This window comes from Streptomyces sp. CGMCC 4.7035 (assembly GCF_031583065.1).
Taxonomy (GTDB): domain Bacteria; phylum Actinomycetota; class Actinomycetes; order Streptomycetales; family Streptomycetaceae; genus Streptomyces; species Streptomyces yaanensis.
This window is the reverse complement of sequence record NZ_CP134053.1, coordinates 4540392-4558280: the sequence shown is the minus strand read 5'-3', so window position 1 is coordinate 4558280 and position 17889 is coordinate 4540392. Positions and strand designations below refer to the sequence as shown.

General features: G+C 71.0%; 15 protein-coding genes. 12 read left to right on the top strand and 3 right to left on the bottom strand.

Going from position 1 to position 17889, the window contains the following annotated elements; genetic code table 11:
- The first annotated feature begins 180 nt into the window (after positions 1-180).
- The 3 genes from Q2K21_RS19580 (at position 181) to Q2K21_RS19570 (ending at position 4415) form a co-directional block, all read left to right on the top strand.
- A complete protein-coding gene (locus Q2K21_RS19580; RefSeq protein ID WP_310772674.1) occupies positions 181-1137 on the top strand; it encodes an SCO0930 family lipoprotein in 957 nt (318 codons plus the stop codon).
- 321 nt (positions 1138-1458) lie between these two features.
- The gene (locus tag Q2K21_RS19575) at positions 1459-2271 is read left to right on the top strand and encodes an SAM-dependent methyltransferase (RefSeq protein WP_310772672.1); all 813 of its coding nucleotides are present in this window, start codon (positions 1459-1461) and stop codon (positions 2269-2271) included.
- On the top strand, positions 2268-4415 hold the full coding sequence (locus Q2K21_RS19570) for a putative bifunctional diguanylate cyclase/phosphodiesterase (RefSeq protein WP_310772670.1): 2148 nt from the start codon (positions 2268-2270) through the stop codon (positions 4413-4415). The genes Q2K21_RS19575 and Q2K21_RS19570 overlap by 4 nt, the downstream gene beginning before the upstream one ends.
- A 4-nt stretch (positions 4416-4419) precedes the next feature.
- On the opposite strand, the gene Q2K21_RS19565 is transcribed toward Q2K21_RS19570, so the two are convergent.
- Positions 4420-5292, bottom strand: coding sequence for a LysR family transcriptional regulator (locus Q2K21_RS19565; RefSeq protein WP_310772668.1), 873 nt, complete (start codon positions 5290-5292; stop codon positions 4420-4422).
- A 126-nt stretch (positions 5293-5418) separates the two neighbouring features.
- On the opposite strand from Q2K21_RS19565, the gene Q2K21_RS19560 reads away from it, so the two are divergent.
- Entirely contained in the window at positions 5419-6309 is an 891-nt protein-coding gene (locus Q2K21_RS19560) for an NAD(P)H-binding protein (RefSeq protein ID WP_310772666.1), read from the top strand.
- Between the two features lie 270 nt (positions 6310-6579).
- Here the strand turns inward: Q2K21_RS19560 and Q2K21_RS19555 are convergent, their stop codons facing one another.
- Positions 6580-7464 (bottom strand): LysR family transcriptional regulator, encoded by an 885-nt coding sequence (locus Q2K21_RS19555; RefSeq protein ID WP_310772664.1) that lies wholly within the window; start codon positions 7462-7464, stop codon positions 6580-6582.
- A 120-nt stretch (positions 7465-7584) separates the two neighbouring features.
- On the opposite strand from Q2K21_RS19555, the gene Q2K21_RS19550 reads away from it, so the two are divergent.
- From Q2K21_RS19550 to Q2K21_RS19515, 8 genes are all read left to right on the top strand, one after another.
- The gene (locus tag Q2K21_RS19550; RefSeq protein WP_310781120.1) at positions 7585-8256 is read left to right on the top strand and encodes a succinate dehydrogenase; all 672 of its coding nucleotides are present in this window, start codon (positions 7585-7587) and stop codon (positions 8254-8256) included.
- A gap of 1 nt (position 8257) precedes the next feature.
- Entirely contained in the window at positions 8258-10225 is a 1968-nt protein-coding gene (locus tag Q2K21_RS19545; protein WP_310772662.1) for a fumarate reductase/succinate dehydrogenase flavoprotein subunit, read from the top strand.
- Positions 10222-10971: a succinate dehydrogenase/fumarate reductase iron-sulfur subunit gene (locus Q2K21_RS19540; RefSeq protein ID WP_310772661.1), complete on the top strand. Its 750-nt coding sequence runs from the start codon at positions 10222-10224 to the stop codon at positions 10969-10971. Before Q2K21_RS19545 ends, Q2K21_RS19540 begins: the two co-directional genes overlap by 4 nt.
- 256 nt (positions 10972-11227) lie before the next feature.
- Positions 11228-12727, top strand: coding sequence for a glycosyltransferase family 39 protein (locus Q2K21_RS19535; RefSeq protein ID WP_310772660.1), 1500 nt, complete (start codon positions 11228-11230; stop codon positions 12725-12727).
- A gap of 153 nt (positions 12728-12880) precedes the next feature.
- Positions 12881-13645 (top strand): GNAT family N-acetyltransferase, encoded by a 765-nt coding sequence (locus tag Q2K21_RS19530; RefSeq protein WP_310781117.1) that lies wholly within the window; start codon positions 12881-12883, stop codon positions 13643-13645.
- A gap of 197 nt (positions 13646-13842) precedes the next feature.
- On the top strand, positions 13843-14667 hold the full coding sequence (locus Q2K21_RS19525) for a lysophospholipid acyltransferase family protein (RefSeq protein ID WP_310781113.1): 825 nt from the start codon (positions 13843-13845) through the stop codon (positions 14665-14667).
- A gap of 74 nt (positions 14668-14741) precedes the next feature.
- A complete protein-coding gene (locus Q2K21_RS19520; RefSeq protein ID WP_310772659.1) occupies positions 14742-16241 on the top strand; it encodes a metallophosphoesterase family protein in 1500 nt (499 codons plus the stop codon).
- A 119-nt stretch (positions 16242-16360) separates the two neighbouring features.
- Complete coding sequence (locus Q2K21_RS19515) at positions 16361-16834, top strand: nuclear transport factor 2 family protein (RefSeq protein ID WP_310772658.1); 474 nt, start codon at positions 16361-16363, stop codon at positions 16832-16834.
- 12 nt (positions 16835-16846) lie between these two features.
- Here the strand turns inward: Q2K21_RS19515 and Q2K21_RS19510 are convergent, their stop codons facing one another.
- A complete protein-coding gene (locus Q2K21_RS19510) occupies positions 16847-17863 on the bottom strand; it encodes an LLM class flavin-dependent oxidoreductase (protein WP_310772656.1) in 1017 nt (338 codons plus the stop codon).
- Between the last annotated feature and the right edge of the window lie 26 nt (positions 17864-17889).

The window sequence follows — 17889 nt, the reverse complement described above, 5'->3', positions numbered from 1 at the left end:
GTTGGGCCCATCTGTACGAGGGGGGAGGAGGCGCGACAGGGCGGATGGCCGGGACGCATCACAGAATCCCGAAAGAAATTTGCGGCCCGGTTGAACACATCGGGCGCTCGCGTCCGTACCTAGGATCACACGCGGCGCTCAGAGGACGCTGCAACACCCAAGCGGACAGCGGGAGTTGGAATGAAGACATCCTGGCGGAGCGCCTCCCTCGTGGCGACAGCTACGGCCGTGCTGGCGCTCACGACGGCGTGCGGTCAGGAGAGCGGCACCCAGTCGACGGGCAGCCAGAACGTGGGGGCCACCGCTGCTGCGGGCGGTTTGATTTCCAGCACCGCAGCCCCCGGAAACGGCTACGGTGCCGACTCCAACACCGCGCCGAGCGCCTCGGCCGACGCGGGTGGCCAGTCCGCGGGTGAGCTGGCCGTGGCCGACAACGCGAAGCTCGGCAAGATCGTCACCGACAGCGCCGGCTTCACCCTCTACCGCTTCGACATGGACACGGCCGAACCGCCGAAGTCCTCCTGCGACGGTGACTGCGCCAAGACGTGGCCGCCGGTTCCCGCCGACGGTGCCACAGTCGCCTCCGGTATCGACCAGTCCCTGCTCGGCGAGGTCACCCGTGCCGACGGCACCAAGCAGCTGACCATCGCCGGCTGGCCGATGTACCGCTACGTCAAGGACACCAAGGCCGGCGACGCCAACGGTCAGGGCGTGAAGGGCACCTGGTTCGCGACCGCGCCCACCGGTAAGAAGGCCGGTTCCTCCGCCTCCCTGCCCGGCCTGTCCGTCCGTAACGACCCCAAGCTCGGCCAGATCATCGTCGACAAGAACGGCATGACGGTCTACCGCTTCCTGAAGGACAAGGCGTGGCCGAAGCCGGTGTCGAACTGCGTGGGCGCCTGCCTGGAGAAGTGGCCCGCCGTCGAGCCGGTCGACATCAACAACACGAAGGGCATCGTGAAGAAGGGCTTCATGAGCTTCACCCGCCCGGACGGCGGCAAGCAGCAGACGATCAACTGCTGGCCCATCTACACCTTCTCCGGTGACACGGCCCCCGGAGACACCAACGGCCAGGGCGTGGGCGGTACGTGGTACGCCGTCTCGCCCGACGGAAAGCCGGTCGGCGTGTCGAAGTAGGGATCGCCTCCCCAAGGTCGATCGCCTCGTCCAGTCAGCCACGGAACGCGGAAGGGAGTGAACACCGCAGGAAGAGTGCCGGACGAACGGGACACAGGCGCGCACGACCAGGTCCACCCCCTCCCCACCGCACGGAGGGGGTGGACCGCTTTGGCATGCCTCCGTAGGGGCGCGGGGCAGTGACGTCGGGCACACGGTCCACGGACAGTGACTGGGAACGGACGGTCAATTTCCGTTTTTGCTCGCTCGGTTGGCGGACGATCAGTAGCCTCTGCTCGAACACCGGATCGCCCACCCGTCCCCTACGTGTTGGAGAGCTAGATGGAGCGCCCCGCCTGGGCCCCGCGGAGTATCGACATATCCGTGCCGAGCGTGTCCCGGATGTACGACTTCTACCTGGGCGGATCGCACAACTTCGAGGTCGACCGGCAAGCGGCGCGCAAGGCCATGGAGTTCATGCCGGGACTCCCCAAGATCATGCAGGCGAACCGGGCGTTCATGCGCCGCGCGGTGCGCTTCGCCGTCGACGAGGGCATCACCCAGTTCCTCGACATCGGCTCCGGCATCCCGACCTTCGGCAACGTCCACGAAGTGGCACAGCGGGCACACCCGGGTGCGCATGTCGTGTACGTCGACCACGACCCGGTGGCGGTCGCGCACAGCCAGTCCGTGCTCGCGGGCAACGACGACGCGGACGTCGTCGCGGCCGATCTCTGTAAGCCCCGCGAGATCCTGGCGAGCCCTCAAGTGGAGCGGCTGATCGACCTGAACCGTCCGGTAGCGCTCCTTCTCGTTGCCATACTGCACTTCGTGGAGGACGCGGACGACCCGTACAGTGCGGTGGCCGAGCTGCGCGACGCGCTCGCGCCGGGCAGCCTGCTCGTCGTCACGCATGCCTCGTACGAGGGAATCCCGCTCCCGCAGGAGCGGGCCGAGGGCACGGTCGACGTGTACAAGAGCATCCGCAATCCGCTGATCATGCGCTCGCGCGACGAGATCGCGCGGTTCTTCGAGGGGTACGACATGGTGGAACCCGGACTGGTGCCGATGCCGAAGTGGCGGCCCGACACGGCACCCGAGGACGAGGATCCGTATTCCTTCGCGGGGTTCGCCGGCGTGGGGCGCTCGGCGTGACCGTGGAGCCGGGTGGACCGGAGGACAGACTGCGCAGGTTCGCGACGATCTGGAGCCGGGCGGTCTTCCCGGTGACCTCGACGTCGCTGACCCGGCCGGAGTTCGAGGAGCGGCTGCTGCCGCTGGCCCGGAGCCTGAGCGACGCGCTACGGGCCAGGGCTTACGACGCGGCCACGGCCAGGGCGATCGGCGCGGCGCTCATCGAGGCGCACTGCACCGACCCGGAGGCGCTCAGTCGCACGCTGGACTGCGTCGACGCCTACCTGGTGCTCTACTGCGGCGACCCGGACGCCTCCCCGGAGGCGCAGGAGGCCCTGCGGACCCGCTCCTCGCGGCTCCAGCACGCGATGGCCGCGGGGTTCGCCCAGGCGCTGAAGGAGCGCACGCTGGCCGAGCAGGAGGCCATCGCGCGGGCCGCCCTCACCGCCCAGGGCGCGGTGGCACAGGCGCTGCACTCCAGCGAGGCCCGCTTCCGCGCGGTCTTCGAGGGCGCGGCCATAGGGATCGGCATCGCGGACCTCGGCGGCAACGTCCTTCAGGTCAACGGCGCGCTGGTGCGCATGTTCGGCGGCTCGGAGAACCTGGTGCGCGGCCGCAACGTCGCCGAGTGGACCCACCCCGACGACGCGCCGCAGGTCTGGCGCCTGTACGACGAGCTCGTCCGCGGCGCGCGCGACCACTACCACGTCGAAAAGGCCTTCTACCGGCCCGACGGAACGGTCCTGTGGACCAACCTCACGGTGTCCCTGCTACGGGACGCGGACGGGGTCCCGCAGTACCAGCTGGCCCTCATGGAGGACACCACCGAGCGGCGTCTGCTGAACCTCCGGCTGCGCTACGAGGCCACGCACGACGCGCTCACCGGACTGCCCAACCGCACCCTCTTCTTCGAGCGCCTGGAGAAGGCCCTCGCGGCCGGCGAGGGCCGGCGCTTCGGTCTGTGCTACCTCGACCTCGACGGCTTCAAGACCATCAACGACAGCCTCGGGCACGCGGCCGGCGACCGGCTGCTCGTCGAGGTCGCCGACCGGCTGCAGTCCTGCGCGACCGCGCCCGGCCAGATGGTCGCGCGCCTGGGCGGCGACGAGTTCGTGGCGCTGACCACGGGGCCCGACACCGAACGCGGGGTCGACGAGCTCGCGAGCCGCATCATGAACGCGCTGGTCACCCCGATCAGCATCGACGGGCGTGAGCTGACCGTGCGCGGCAGCATCGGCATCGTCGAGGGGCCGGTGGGCGAGCGGGGCCCGGCGGAGGTGCTGCGCAGCGCCGACATCACCATGTACCGGGCCAAGTCCGCGGGCGGCAACCGTTTCGAGTTCGCCGACCCCGAGGCCGACGCCCGCGCCATCACCCGCCACGGGCTGACCACGGCGCTGCCCGCGGCCCTGGACCGGGGCGAGTTCTTCATCGAGTACCAGCCGCTGGTGCACCTCGGCGACGGCACCGTGCGCGGCGCCGAGGCACTGGTGCGCTGGCTGCACCCGCAGCACGGGGTGCTCGGCCCCGACCGCTTCATCCCGCTCGCCGAGCACACCGGGCTGATCGTGCCGCTGGGCCGCTGGGTCCTGGAGAAGGCGGTACGGCAGGCCCGTGCGTGGCAGGAGAAGCACGAGCAGACGGGCCCGCTCCGCATCAACGTCAACCTGTCGCCGTGCCAGCTCACCCATCCGGGGCTGGTCTCCGACACCGTGGACATCCTGGAAGGTGCCGGCCTCGAACCGGACGCGCTCTGCCTGGAGGTCACGGAGTCGGCGCTCATCGGCGCGGACGACGATCTGCTCAAACCCCTGCGCCGGCTGGCCGAGATGGGGGTGGACATCGCCCTCGACGATTTCGGCACGGGCTACTCGAACCTCGCCAACCTGCGCCGGCTGCCGGTGCGGATCCTGAAGCTGGACCGTTCCTTCACCCGGGGCATGCAGCAGTACCCGGCGGATCCCGTCGACCTCAAGATCGTCGAGGGGATCGTCTCCCTCGCCCACAGCCTGGACCTCGCGGTCACGGTCGAGGGCGTGGAGACCAGCGCCCAGGCCGAGCAACTGCGGATACTGGGCTGCGACACGGCCCAGGGCTGGTACTACGCCCGGCCGGGCCCACCGGAGCGGCTGCACGAGCTGGCACTGGTGGACGCGACGGGCTGAGCCTTCACGACCCCAGGGTCTGTACGGGCCGCGCGTCCGCCGCGCGGTCCCGTACGGCATCGGCCACCCAGGTCGCGGCCCGGACGAAGGCCGCGGTGGCCGTCGAACAGGACTGCTGCGGCCAGGCGATCGCCAGTATCGCGGGCGGTGCGTCCGGGACCGGGCGGTAGACGACGTTCGGGCGCGGGTACCGGGCGGCGACGGACGCCGGCAACAGGGTGACGAGGTCACCGAGTCCTACGAGCGTGAGCAGTTGGGCGAGGTCGCGGCCACGCTTCCGGAGCTCGTCGAGGAACCGGTGCAGGTCGCCGGGGCGAAGACCGAGGTCGGCGAGGGCGAGTCGATCCCGGTCGGCGAGCGGATGCGTCGCGGCGAGGGCGGCGACACGCGGCTCGACGGTCAGTGTCTCGGCGTCCAGGCCGGTGCGGTCGAACGGCTCGTAAACCAGGGCGGCGTCGGCCTCACCCCGGCGCAGAAGCCGCGGCTGTTCCTGCCATCCGGACAGGCGGACCGTCACCGGGACGGAACCGGGCTCGGCCGCGTAGCGCTCCAGGATCGGCTCCAGCAGTCCCGCGTCGCCGTCGGCCTTGACCGACAGCACCAGTTTCGCCTCCGGGACGGCCGCGCGCTGCGCCCGGCGCCCGGCAGCCTGAAGGGCATCCAGCGCGATCCTCGCCTCCCTGAGGAGCACCTCCCCGGCCGGGGTCACCGCGACGCTGTGGGTGGTCCGCTCGAACAGGGTGACGCCCAGTTCCCTCTCCAGTTGGCGGATCGCACGGGACAGGGGCGGTGGGGAGATGCCGAGGCGCTCGGCCGCGCGGGCGAAGTTGAGCTCCTCGGCGACGGCGACGAAGTAGCGCAGCGGGCGGGACTCCACGGTTTCCCCCTCCGTCCGGTATTGCCCTGAGGGTAACAATCGGGAGCGGATCGGTCCTTCAGTTCCGCGGCGCCGGGGACCAGGGTTGATCACGTCTTCCGTACCCGACTTTCCCGGGAGCTTTCCATGATCGTCGTCACCACCCCGACCGGCCAGATCGGCAGCAAGGTTCTCGACTTCCTCCTGGGCGCCGGGGACGGCGTGGGGGCGATCCGCGTCATCGCCCGCGATCCCGCACACCTTTCCGCACGGGTGCGCGAGCGCGTCGAGGTCGTACGGGGGTCGCACGCCGACCCCGACGTCACCGCCAAGGCGTGCGCGGGCGCCGACCGCGTGTTCTGGCTGGTGCCCCCGACGCCCGGCACCGACAGCGTCGAGGGCCACTTCCGCGACTTCACCGAGCCCCTGTGCGAGGTGATCGAGCATCAGGACGTCGAGCGTGTCGTCGCCGTCTCCACCCTGGGGCGCGGGATCGCGAAGAACGCCGGGCAGATATCGGCTTCGCTGGCCATGGACGAGCGGATCGCGGCCACCGGGGTGCACTACCGTGCGCTGTGCCCGCCGTTCCTCATGGAGAACCTGCTCGGCCAGGCCGAGGCGATCCGCAGCCAAGGAGTGTTCTTCCTGGCGGGCATCGTGGACCGGGTCCTGCGTACGTGCGCCACTCGCGACATCGCCGCCACCGCGGCCCGGCTGCTGCTCGACGGTTCCTGGACCGGAACGGGCGACGTTCCGCTGGTCGGGCCCGACGCACTGACCCCCGAGGGCATGGCGCGGGTCATGTCCGAGGTACTGGAGCGGCCGGTCCGCGTGCAGCAGACCGCTGTCGCGGACTACAAGGCGACGATGCTGAGCCACGGGGTGAGCGAGGCCTGGGCGCAGGGCCTGGCCGACATGGTGCAGGCGCTCAACGACCAGGCCTTCTACGGTCCCGACGCGCCGAGCACACCCGAGACGGCCCCCACCACCTTCCGCGGGTGGTGCGAGGAGGTGCTCAAGCCCGCGGTCCTGGCCTGAGCGTTCCCCCGACGCGCCCCTGAAGGGGGCGCGAGGCGGTGACATCATGCGGCTCCGCCGCGTGGGCGTGCTCAGCCGCTGGCGGCCCGGGGGGGCGAATGGCGCTTGCGTGGGCGGCGTGTTGCATTCCCGCCCTGTGCGGAGCAGGGGGGCGCGAGGCGGTGACCATCATGCGGCTCCGCCGCGTGGGGGCGCTCAGCCACTGGCGGCCCGCAGGGGTGGATGGCGCTTCCGCGGACGGCGCTTTGCTTCCCCGCCCCAAGCGGAGCGTCACCGCTCCAGCAGCATCCGCTGCAATTCCCGCGCCGCCCGCGGTGGAGCCACATCACTGCGGTGGGCCAGGGCGATCGTCCGGTGCAGTCCGGGCCGGGCCAGCGCCGTCACCCGCAGGCCTCGCCCGGAGCGGGTCGCGACCATGCGCGGGACGACGGCGACGCCCAGCCCGGCCCGTACGAAGCCGAGGACCGCGTCCATCTCGCCGCCCTCGACCGCGAAGCCCGGCTCGAAGCCCTCGGCGCGGCACGCGGCCACGGTCAGTTCCCGCAGGTCGTAGCCGTGGCGGAACATGACCAGGCGCTCGCCCTCCAGATCCGCGACGCGGACCGTGCGGCGGCCGCCGCCGGGCCTCGGCGCGTCGGGCGAGGAGACCACCACGAGGTCCTCGCGCAGCAGCTCCACCGTGGTCAGCGCGGGGGAGGCGGGAGGCAGCGGGAGCACGATGAGGGCGAGGTCGAGCGCGCCGCGGGCGAGTTCCCGTACGAGATCGTGCGAGCCGCCCTCCTCGATCAGGAGCCGGACGCCGGGGTAGCGGTCGTGGAAGGCGCGCAGCACGTCCGGCAGCAGGCCCGTGCACACGCTCGGGGTCGCGCCGAGGCGCACCCGGCCGCGCCGCAGCTGCGCCAGCTCCAGCACCTCGTGCCGGGCCGTGTCCGCGTCGGCGAGGATGCGGCGGGCCAGCGGCAGCAGTGCCTCGCCCGCGTCCGTGAGCGTGATGTTGCCGCGCGCCCGCAGGAACAGATCCGCCCCGAGCTCCCGCTCCAGCGCCTTGATCTGCTGCGACAGCGACGGCTGGGCGACATGGACCAACTCCGCGGCCCGGGTGAAGTGCCGGGTCTCGGCGACCGCCACGAAGTACTGGAGCTGCTGGAACTGCACACATCCAGCATAGGGCCTGGCTATCGAAACGAGCTGGACCATGTCTTGGACCGATGGGGACCTTCGGCCCTAGCGTTCCGATACATGGCTCTGGCAACGCGGACGGACCGACGGCCGTCCATGGCACGCACCGTGTGGGACAGCACCGTCGGCAAGAAGACAGTGATGGCGGTCAGCGGCCTGATCATGCTGCTGTACCTGGTCGTCCACATGATCGGCAACCTGAAGATCTACTTCGGGGCGGGCGAGTTCAACCACTACGCCCACTGGCTGCGCACCATCGGCGAACCGTTCATGCACTACGAGTGGACGCTATGGCTCATTCGTGTCGTGCTGGTGGTCGCCGTCGTCGCGCACGCCGTCTCCGCGTACCAGCTCAGCCGCCGCGACATCAACGCGCGCCCCAGCAAGTACGTGCACAAGAAGCCGCGGGCGAGCTACGCCACCCGCACCATGCGCTGGGGCGGGATCATCCTCGGCCTGTTCATCGTCTGGCACATCCTCGACCTGACCACCGGCACCGTGCACGCCGGCGGCTTCCAGGAGGGCCACCCGTACCAGAACGTCGTGGACACCTTCTCCACCTGGTACGGCAACGTCATCTACATCGTCGCGATGCTCGCCCTGGGCCTGCACGTCCGGCACGGCTTCTGGAGCGCCGCCCAGACCCTGGGCGCCGGCAGCCGCACCCGCGACCGCGCCCTGAAGACCATCGCCAATGCCCTTGCGCTACTGCTCACGGCCGGGTTCATCGCCGTGCCCGTGGGCGTCATGACCGGAGTAGTGAGCTGACATGACTGCTTCCGCCAATTACACCGAGTACCCCGAGTACACGACCGGCGAGCCGGTCACCGACACCAAGGCACCCTCCGGGCCGATCAACGAGCGCTGGGACAAGCGCCGTTTCGAGGCCAAGCTGGTCAACCCGGCCAACCGCCGCAAGCACACGGTGATCGTCGTCGGCACCGGCCTCGCCGGCGGTTCCGCGGGCGCCACGCTCGCCGAACAGGGCTACCACGTCGTCCAGTTCTGCTACCAGGACTCCCCGCGCCGCGCCCACTCGATCGCGGCGCAGGGCGGCATCAACGCGGCGAAGAACTACCGCAACGACGGCGACTCCATCCACCGCCTCTTCTACGACACCGTCAAGGGCGGCGACTTCCGGGCCCGCGAGTCCAACGTGCACCGCCTGGCCCAGATCTCGGTCGAGATCATCGACCAGTGCGTGGCGCAGGGCGTGCCCTTCGCCCGCGAGTACGGAGGCCTCCTCGACACCCGCTCCTTCGGTGGCGTCCAGGTCTCCCGCACCTTCTACGCCCGCGGCCAGACGGGCCAGCAGCTCCTGCTCGGCGCCTACCAGGCGCTGTCGCGGCAGATCGCGGCCGGCAACATCGAGATGCACCCGCGCACCGAGATGCTCGACCTGATCGTCGTCGACGGGCGGGCGCGGGGCATCGTGGCCCGGGACCTGATCACCGGCAAGATCGACACGTACTTCGCGGACGCCGTCGTACTCGCCTCCGGCGGCTACGGCAACGTCTTCTACCTGTCGACGAACGCCATGAACTCCAACGCCACCGCGATCTGGCGGGCGCACCGGCGCGGCGCGTACTTCGCCAACCCCTGCTTCACCCAGATCCACCCCACCTGCATCCCGCGCACCGGCGACCACCAGTCCAAGCTCACCCTGATGAGCGAGTCACTGCGCAACGACGGCCGGATCTGGGTGCCCAGGGCCAAGGGAGACAACCGGCCGCCGAACGAGATCCCCGAGGACGAGCGCGACTACTACCTGGAGCGCATCTACCCCTCCTTCGGCAACCTCGTGCCGCGCGACATCGCCTCCCGCGCCGCCAAGAACGTCTGCGACGAGGGCCGCGGCGTCGGCCCCGGCGGCCAGGGCGTCTACCTCGACTTCGCCGACGCCATCAAGCGCATGGGCAGGAAGAAGGTCGAGGAGAAGTACGGCAACCTCTTCGACATGTACGCGCGGATCACCGCGGAGAACCCGTACGAGGTGCCGATGCGGATCTACCCAGCCGTGCACTACACGATGGGCGGCCTGTGGGTCGACTACGACCTGCAGACCACGATCCCGGGCCTGTTCGCGATCGGCGAGGCCAACTTCTCCGACCACGGAGCCAACCGCCTCGGCGCCTCCGCGCTGATGCAGGGCCTCGCCGACGGCTACTTCGTCCTCCCCTCGACGATCAACGACTACCTCGCCCGCAACCCGCACCAGGACCAGATCACGACCGAACACCCCGCCGTCCAGGAGGTCCTGGCCGAGACGGAGGACCGGCTGAACACACTGCTCGCCGTCGACGGCGACCGCACGCCCGACTCCTTCCACCGCGAAGTCGGGGAACTCATGTGGGAGTTCTGCGGCATGGCACGTACGGACGCGGGCCTGCGCAAGGCCTTGGAGCGCATCCCGCAGATCCGCGAGGAGTTCTGGCGGCGCATCAAGGTCCCCGGCACCGGCGAGGAGTTCAACCAGTCACTGGAGAAGGCCAACCGCATCGTCGACTACCTGGAGCTCGCCGAGCTGATGTGCCTCGACGCGCTGCACCGGTCCGAGTCCTGCGGCGGCCACTTCCGCGAGGAGTCGCAGACCCCCGACGGCGAGGCCGCCCGCAAGGACGACGAGTTCGCCTACGCGGCGGCCTGGGAGTTCGCCGGTACCGGCGAGGCGCCCGTCCTGCACAAGGAAGACCTGGTCTTCGAGTACGTCCACCCCACTCAGCGGAGCTACGCATGAAGCTCACCCTGCGCGTCTGGCGGCAGAAGAACGCCGACGCCGAAGGCGCCATGTCCACGTACGAGGTGGACGGAATCTCATCCGACATGTCCTTCCTGGAGATGCTGGACACCCTCAACGAGGAGCTCATCCTCAAGGGCGAGGACCCGGTCGCCTTCGACCACGACTGCCGCGAGGGCATCTGCGGAGCCTGTTCGCTCGTCATCAACGGCGACGCGCACGGCCCCGAGCGCACCACCACCTGCCAGCTGCACATGCGGTCCTTCAAGGACGGCGACACGATCGACATCGAGCCGTGGCGGGCCGCGGCCTTCCCGGTCGTCAAAGACCTCGTGGTCGACCGCTCGGCCTTCGACCGCATCATCCAGGCCGGCGGCTACATCACCGCCCCGACCGGCGCCGCGCCCGAGGCCCACGCCACGCCCGTACCGAAGGCGGACGCGGACTTCGCGTTCGAGCACGCCGAGTGCATCGGGTGCGGTGCCTGCGTGGCGGCCTGCCCGAACGGCGCGGCGATGCTGTTCACCTCCGCGAAGATCAACCACCTCAACGTCCTGCCGCAGGGCGCGCCCGAACGCGAGACCCGCGTGCTCGACATGGTGGCGCAGATGGACGAGGAGGGCTTCGGCGGCTGCACCCTCACCGGCGAGTGCGCCACCGCCTGCCCGAAGGGCATCCCGCTGGTCTCCATCACCAGCATGAACAAGGAGTGGCTGCGCGCGACCCGCAAGGCGGGCCGCCGCTGACCCGAAGACCGACCGGCGTCGCTTGGGACGGGCGGCGCCGGTCGTACACGTTCGCCGACAGGGTGCGGACGGGCGGGACCGGGCGTGGTGCTCAACCCCGGTCCCGCCAGGCACCCCACGGCTGTCCGGACGAACCGCAGGGTGCTTGACGGCGCCGCGCCGAGCGCGCCCCGGCACAGGGCCGAACAGGGGAATGCGGCCGTATCGGGCGGGTCGTGGGCGCCGCCCTGGCCGCCGCGCCGATATGGCTGTCGGCATGGCACTTCTCTCCCCTCCCGCCCAGAAAACCGGCGATGCAGCGGTCGACGAGGCACAGCACGACCGGCGGACAGGATCGGTCGCCCTGTGGCTGTGGCCCTCGGTGGTCACACTGGCCGTGGCCATGTACCGGATCGGCGCACCACTGCTCGGACGCGACGAGCTGACCAGCTGGGACGTGGCCGGCCGCAGCATCGGCCAGGTGGTGGCCACGATGCAGCGGGTGGACGGGGTGCTGGGCGCCTACTACCTGATCCTGCACGGGTGGATGACCGTCTTCGGCGACTCGGACATGGCCCTGCGCATGCCCTCGGCACTGGCCATGGCGGGTACCGCCGCGTGCGTGGCGCTGACCGGGAAGCGGCTGTTCGGCCGCCGCGCCGGACTGACCGGCGGACTGCTGTTCGCACTGATTCCCGCGGTCAGCCGGTTCGCCCATGAGGCCCGCCCCTACGCCCTGGTGATGCTGGCCGTGGCGCTGACCGCGCTGCTGCTGCTCCGGGCCCTGGACCAGCCCGACAGCTGGCAGCGATGGGGACTGTACGCCCTCGGGGTGGCGGCCGTCGGACTGCTGCACCTGATCGCCCTGACGTGCCTGATCGGGCATCTGGTCCTGGTGGTCCTGCGCGCCCGGCACGAGCGCCGAGTGCTGTGGGGCTTCTGCCTCATGGTCTTCGCCGGTGTCGCCGGGGTGGGCCCGGTGGTGGTGCTGGGAAGGGCGCAGACCGGGCGGCAGACCTCCTGGATCGCCGAGCCGGGGGCATGGGGCCTGGTCGACATCTGGTCGCAGCTGTTCTACTCCGGCCTGTGCGCGGGCGCCGTGATCCTGCTGGCCATGGTGGCGTGCGGGCGGCGCCGTGAGGCGGTCCTCTTCTGCGCCGCGTCGGCCATGCTGCCCCCCTTGGTGATCTGGGCGCTGTCCCATGGGGAGATCTCGTACTTCTACTTCCGGTACATGCTCTTCACCCTGCCGGCCTTCGCGGTACTGGCGGGGGCCGGGCTCGACGCCGGGGCCCGGTCCCGGCGGGCGCTCGTGCCGGCTCTGCTGGTCCTCGGTCTGCTCACCCTGCCCGACCAGAACTCCCTGCGTCAGCCGCTCGCGCACTACTGGACCGGCGGCCCCGACTACGCGGCGGCCGCACGGACGATCAAGAGGTTGTACGCCCCCGGCGACGCGATCGTCTACGACAGGAACGAAGAGGCGGGCATGTTCGCCCTCGGCGTCCGCCGCTACCTGCCTCGCGAGCTGAAGATGCGTGATGTCTTCCTCTCCGAGTCGGCGGCCCAGCGCAACGACCTGCTGTCGACCGACTGCCCGAAGGCGGACAAGTGCGTGGGGCGGGAGAAGCGGATCTGGGTGGTGGTGATGGGCAAGCAGCTGGATCCGCTCGACGCCCTGCCCCAGGACCAGGCGCAGGCTCTGCGGGCGCACTACACGGAAACCGGGGCGGACCGTCCCACCGGTCTCACGGTGGGTCTGCTGGTGCGCAAGCCGTAGGTGGTGCCGGCTGCCGGATGCCGACCCCCGGCATTCAGCAGCCGCACATCCACGGGCCCCGCGCAGGACACGCCCGGGCCAGCCGGCCGCGGAAGAAGTGAGGTGCAGATTCCGTCAGCTTCCGCCCCGGCACAGGAGCCCGACATGACCGCCATGCCCGCCTCGCCCGCCGCACTCGCCGCCCCGCCCGGCGGATCCGGTTATCTGGTCTCGCTCGCCCGCGACCAGGACGACGTCCGGGCCGCGCAGCGCCTGCGACACCAGGTGTTCGCCGGCGAGATGGGCGCCCGGCTCGACGGCCCCGAGCCGGGCCTGGACATGGACGCCTTCGACGCGTACTGCGATCACCTGCTCATACGCGACACCGGCACCGGCCAGGTCGTCGGCACCTACCGGCTGCTGCCGCCCGAGCGGGCCGCGATCGCCGGGCGGCTGTACTCGGAGGGTGAGTTCGACCTCGGCCCGCTCGACGGGATCCGCTCCGGGCTCGTCGAGGTCGGTCGCTCCTGTGTCCACCCCGACCACCGCGACGGCGCGGTCATCGGACTCATCTGGGCCGGAATAGCCCGCTACATGGTGGACCGCGGCCACGAGTGGCTCGCCGGCTGCTGCTCCCTCCCGCTCGCCGACGGCGGCTCGCTCGCGGCGGGCGCCTGGGAGCGGGTGCGCACCAAGCACCTGGCGCCCGAGGAATACCGCGTACGGCCGCTGCTGCCCTGGCGCCCCCAGACCTCGGCCCCGGCAGGACCCACCGAGCTGCCCCCGCTGCTGCGGGGCTACCTCCGCCTGGGCGCCTGGGTCTGCGGGGAGCCCGCGCACGACCCGGACTTCGGGGTCGCCGACCTGTACGTCCTGCTGTCGATGCGCCGGGTCAACGCGCGCTATCTGCGGCACTTCCTCTCTCTCGTCCCGGCGTGATGAACGTGCCTCGGACCGGTGCGACGAACGTGCCCCGCGTGGGCGTGACGAACCCCTCCCGGATCGGTGTGCCGCCTCGTCCCCGTCGTGGCACGCCGCTGCTGGCGAGCCCGGACGCGAGCACGGCGTCGCTCCCCGCGACCGCGGCGGCGCCCAGGCCACCGCGCCCCGGCGCGAAGCCCGGCACCGCCGCTCCGGTGAGCGCCTGGCTGCCCGGCGCACCGTGCTCGCCCCGGTCCTGCGTGGACGCCACGGCGTCGGCGGCCGCCGTGCCGCGCGCCCTGCTCCGGCTCGCGGCGGTCCTGGCCCTGGTCGTCTTCGCGATCGTGTTCTCCCCGGTGGTCGCCCGGGTTTCCGTCGCACGGCGCGACCGGATCACCAGGAGGTGGTGCCGGACGGTCGTGCGTGCCGCGGGCGTCCGCGTACGGATCACCGGTGCCGCGCGGCCGTACGGCGGACTGCTGATGGTGGCCAACCACATCTCGTGGCTGGACATCCCGTTGCTCGCCGCCGTCCGTCCCGGCCGCATGCTCGCGAAGATCGAGGTGCGGCAGTGGCCCGTGGCCGGCGCGCTGACCGCGCGCAGCGGGGCGCTCTTCATCGAGCGCGACCGGCTGCGCGCCCTGCCCGATACGGTCGCCCGCATCGCGGACGGCCTGCGGGCGGGGTCGGCGGTCGTGGTCTTCCCCGAAGGGAGCACCTGGTGCGGCCGGGCGCAGGGCCGCTTCCGGCGGGCCGTGTTCCAGGCGGCGCTGGACGCGGGCGTGCCCGTACAGCCGGTACGTCTCCACTACCGGCTCGACGGGGGCCGGGCCAGTACCGCGCCCGCGTTCGTGGGAGACGACTCGCTGCTCGCGTCACTGTGGCGGGTCGTGTCGGCGCGCGGGCTCGTCGCGGAGGTGCGCGTGATACCGGCGCTCGCACCGGGCACCGAGACCGACCGCCGCGGCCTCGCCCTCTCCGCCCAGCGGGCCATGGGACTCCCGGACGGCGCGCACGGGGACGTGCCCACGCCCGTTTGACGCACCGTCACCGACCGGGAGAGAAAGGGGACCTGAACGAACGCTGCCCGGTGTGACATTGCTACGGTTCACCGATGTCCGAATCTTCACGCGATACGGCCGAGGGCGCAGGCTGGGGCCCGGCGGAACGCGGCACCTATCGCGCATTGATGCCACACCAGGTCGAAAAGCTCTCCTGGCTGGACCCGAGGACCCTGTGGGCGGCGCGCAACGGTGTGCTGGCCTCCTGGTTCGGGGATCCCACCGGACGGACCCGCGGCCGCTGGGTGGAGCAACGGGAAGCCGCGGGCGCGCCCGTCGACAAGGTGATCCGGCGGGACGATCCGGACCGCTTCTCGTTCATGGTCATCGGGGACACCGGCGAGGGGGACGACCCTCAATACGCCGTGGTCCCCGGCTTCCTGAAGGCAAGCCAGGACACCCGCTTCGCCGTCATAGCCAGCGACGTGATCTATCCGGTCGGCGCCGTCGCGGACTACGGAACCAAGTTCTTCCGCCCGTACCAGGGCTACCAGGCCCCCATCTACGCCATACCGGGCAACCACGACTGGTACGAGGACCTGCACGGGTTCATGCGCGTCTTCTGCGACGCCGCGCCGCTCGCCCCGGCCCCCGCGCCCCGCCCGCTGACGGCCGCCTGGCTGCGGTCCCTGCTGTGGCGCACACCGCGTACGCCGGACGAGGAACGCCTGGCCGAGGCGCGGACGTTGCGTTCCGCCCCCGCACAGCAGGCCCTCCAGCCCGGCCCGTACTGGGCGGTCGACGCCGGACCCGTGCGCGTCATCGGGATCGACACCGGCCTTCTGGGCACCATCGACGCCGAACAGGGCCGCTGGCTGCGGGAGGTCTCCCGAGGCCCCCGCCCCAAGATCCTCATCACCGGCTCCCCCCTGTACGTGGACGGCGAACACCACCCCTGCCCCATCGACGGCGGCGGTACGGTCGACGACATCGTCCGCGACCCGGACCACCACTACGTCGCGGCGATAGGCGGCGACATCCACAACTACCAGCGGTATCCGGTGGAGGTGGACGGCCGCACGATCCAGTACGTGGTCTCCGGCGGCGGCGGTGCGTTCATGCACGCCACGCACACCATCCCGCGGGTGTCCCTGACGAACGTCACCGAGAAGGACTTCCGCTGCTACCCGCTGCGCGGCGACTCGCTGGCCTTCTACAGCAGGCTCTACGGACGCCGACTGCGCCTGCGGCGCTTCTTCACTCTCACCGAGGCCGAGGCGACCGCCGTCATCGCCGAGCGCCTCGGCATTCCCCCGACCCGCGCCCCGGGCACACCGGCGCGGGTCACCCTGCGCACCCGGCTCGTCGCCAGTCTGCTGGGCGCCGGGGGGCGTCCCGAACGGACCTCGCGCTTTCGCCTGCCCGTACGCAAGATCTACACCCAGCTCTTCTCGCCGAGTTCGGCCACCTACAGTCCGCCCTTCTTCAAGAGCTTCCTGCGCCTGGACGTCACCCCGGAGGCGGTCCGGCTGCGCTGCTTCGCGGCGACCGGCAATCTGCGGCAGGAAGTCGACCCGCCGGTGGAGGACGAGGTGACCATCCCGCTGACGTGAAGCGGCCGGGGCGCGGTGGGCGCCCCGTCATCGCCGCCTACGCGGGGAACGCTCGTTCTCCGCGTAGGGTCGGCCGGTCGCGGCACATGTGGGCTGCCCGCACATCCGACGGAGACGACATGACGCACGCACCACGCCCCCCGTTCCCGCCGTTCACCCGGGAAACCGCCACCGAGAAGGTACGGCTGGCGGAGGACGGCTGGAACTCACGTGACCCGGAAAAGGTGGCGCTCGCCCACACGGTGGACTCCCGCTGGCGCAACCGGGCGGAGTTCGCCGACGGCCGCGACGAGATCGTCGCCTTCCTCACCCGCAAATGGCACCGGGAACTCGACTACCGGCTCATCAAGGAGCTGTGGGCCTTCGACGGCAACCGCATCGCCGTGCGTTTCGCCTACGAGTCGCACGACGACTCGGGCAACTGGTTCCGCTCCTACGGCAACGAGAACTGGGAGTTCGACGACGACGGCCTGATGCGCCGACGCTACGCCTGTATCAACGACCTCCCCATCAAGGAGTCGGAGCGCCTGTTCCACTGGCCGCTGGGGCGCCGGCCCGACGACCACCCGGGCCTGAGCGAGCTGGGCCTCTGACCGCTCGCCGCCTTACGGAACCTGGACCGCACCCAGTCCAGCGATCCGGGCCAGCCTCCGGTACGAGTCCACCAGCGCCGTACGGTCGTACGTACTGGTGGTGACGAGCACCTCCTGCGCCCCGGTCTCCTTGATCAGGTTCTCCAGCTCGTCGGCGACCTGCTCCTCGGTGCCCGCGATATGGCCGACGAGTCCGGCCTCGTAGAAGCCACGCTCCTTGGCACTCATCGGAAGGGACTCGACGCGCTCGGCGGGCGGCAGGGGCGGGAAGGTGCCGTGGGTCCGCGCATACGCCATCGACCAGGCCTCGGGGAGCAGGATGCGGCGGGCGTTGTCCGGAGTGTCCGCGACCGCGACGGTGCCGGAGACGACCACGTACGGCTCGCGCGCCCATGCCGAGGGCCGGAACGTCTCCCGGTAGCGCTCGATACCGCGCAGCATCTTCTCCCGGTTGCGGAGGTCCCCGATGACCATGGGCAGCCCGGCGCGCGCGGCGATCGCGGCGCCCTCGCCCATGGCCAGAACGAAGGGCGGCACGGTCAGGCCCTCGGCGGGGCGCGCGTGGACACCGGTGGGGGAGTCGCCGTGAAACCATCCCAGGAGCTCGGTGATCTGCCCGGCGAAGTCGTCGGCGTCGTCCTTGTCCCGGCCGAGTGCCTTGCGTACCCCGTCGGTGAAGCCGACCGAACGGCCCAGCCCCATGTCGATCCGACCAGGGAAGAGTGACTCCAGTACCCCGAACTGCTCGGCCACGACGAGCGGTCGGTGATTGGGCAGCATCACGCCGCCCGTCCCCACCCGGATGTCGCGCGTGGCCGCCGCGACGGCCGCGGCCAGCACGGTCGGCGCGGAACCGGCGACACCGGGCACGCCATGGTGCTCCGAGACCCAGAACCGGTGGTATCCGAGTTCTTCGACCTCCCGCGCCAGCCGAACGGTGTCCCGCAGGGCCTCGGGCCCGTCGTGCCCCTCGCGGGTGCGCGAGCGGTCGAGTACGGAGAACCGGGTCGGTGCGATCAGTGAGCTCACAAGGGCTTCAACGCTCACGGGAGTGT

Excerpts from the sequence above, each read along its gene's own strand:
- Q2K21_RS19520 (WP_310772659.1), top strand. The coding sequence starts at position 14,742 with ATGTCCGAATCTTCACGCGATACGGCCGAGGGCGCAGGCTGGGGCCCG.
- Q2K21_RS19545 (WP_310772662.1), top strand. The coding sequence starts at position 8,258 with ATGACTGCTTCCGCCAATTACACCGAGTACCCCGAGTACACGACCGGC.
- Q2K21_RS19540 (WP_310772661.1), top strand. The coding sequence starts at position 10,222 with ATGAAGCTCACCCTGCGCGTCTGGCGGCAGAAGAACGCCGACGCCGAA.
- Q2K21_RS19530 (WP_310781117.1), top strand. The coding sequence starts at position 12,881 with ATGCCCGCCTCGCCCGCCGCACTCGCCGCCCCGCCCGGCGGATCCGGT.
- Q2K21_RS19515 (WP_310772658.1), top strand. The coding sequence starts at position 16,361 with ATGACGCACGCACCACGCCCCCCGTTCCCGCCGTTCACCCGGGAAACC.
- Q2K21_RS19535 (WP_310772660.1), top strand. The coding sequence starts at position 11,228 with ATGGCACTTCTCTCCCCTCCCGCCCAGAAAACCGGCGATGCAGCGGTC.
- Q2K21_RS19550 (WP_310781120.1), top strand. The coding sequence starts at position 7,585 with ATGGCACGCACCGTGTGGGACAGCACCGTCGGCAAGAAGACAGTGATG.
- Q2K21_RS19580 (WP_310772674.1), top strand. The coding sequence starts at position 181 with ATGAAGACATCCTGGCGGAGCGCCTCCCTCGTGGCGACAGCTACGGCC.
- Q2K21_RS19560 (WP_310772666.1), top strand. The coding sequence starts at position 5,419 with ATGATCGTCGTCACCACCCCGACCGGCCAGATCGGCAGCAAGGTTCTC.
- Q2K21_RS19575 (WP_310772672.1), top strand. The coding sequence starts at position 1,459 with ATGGAGCGCCCCGCCTGGGCCCCGCGGAGTATCGACATATCCGTGCCG.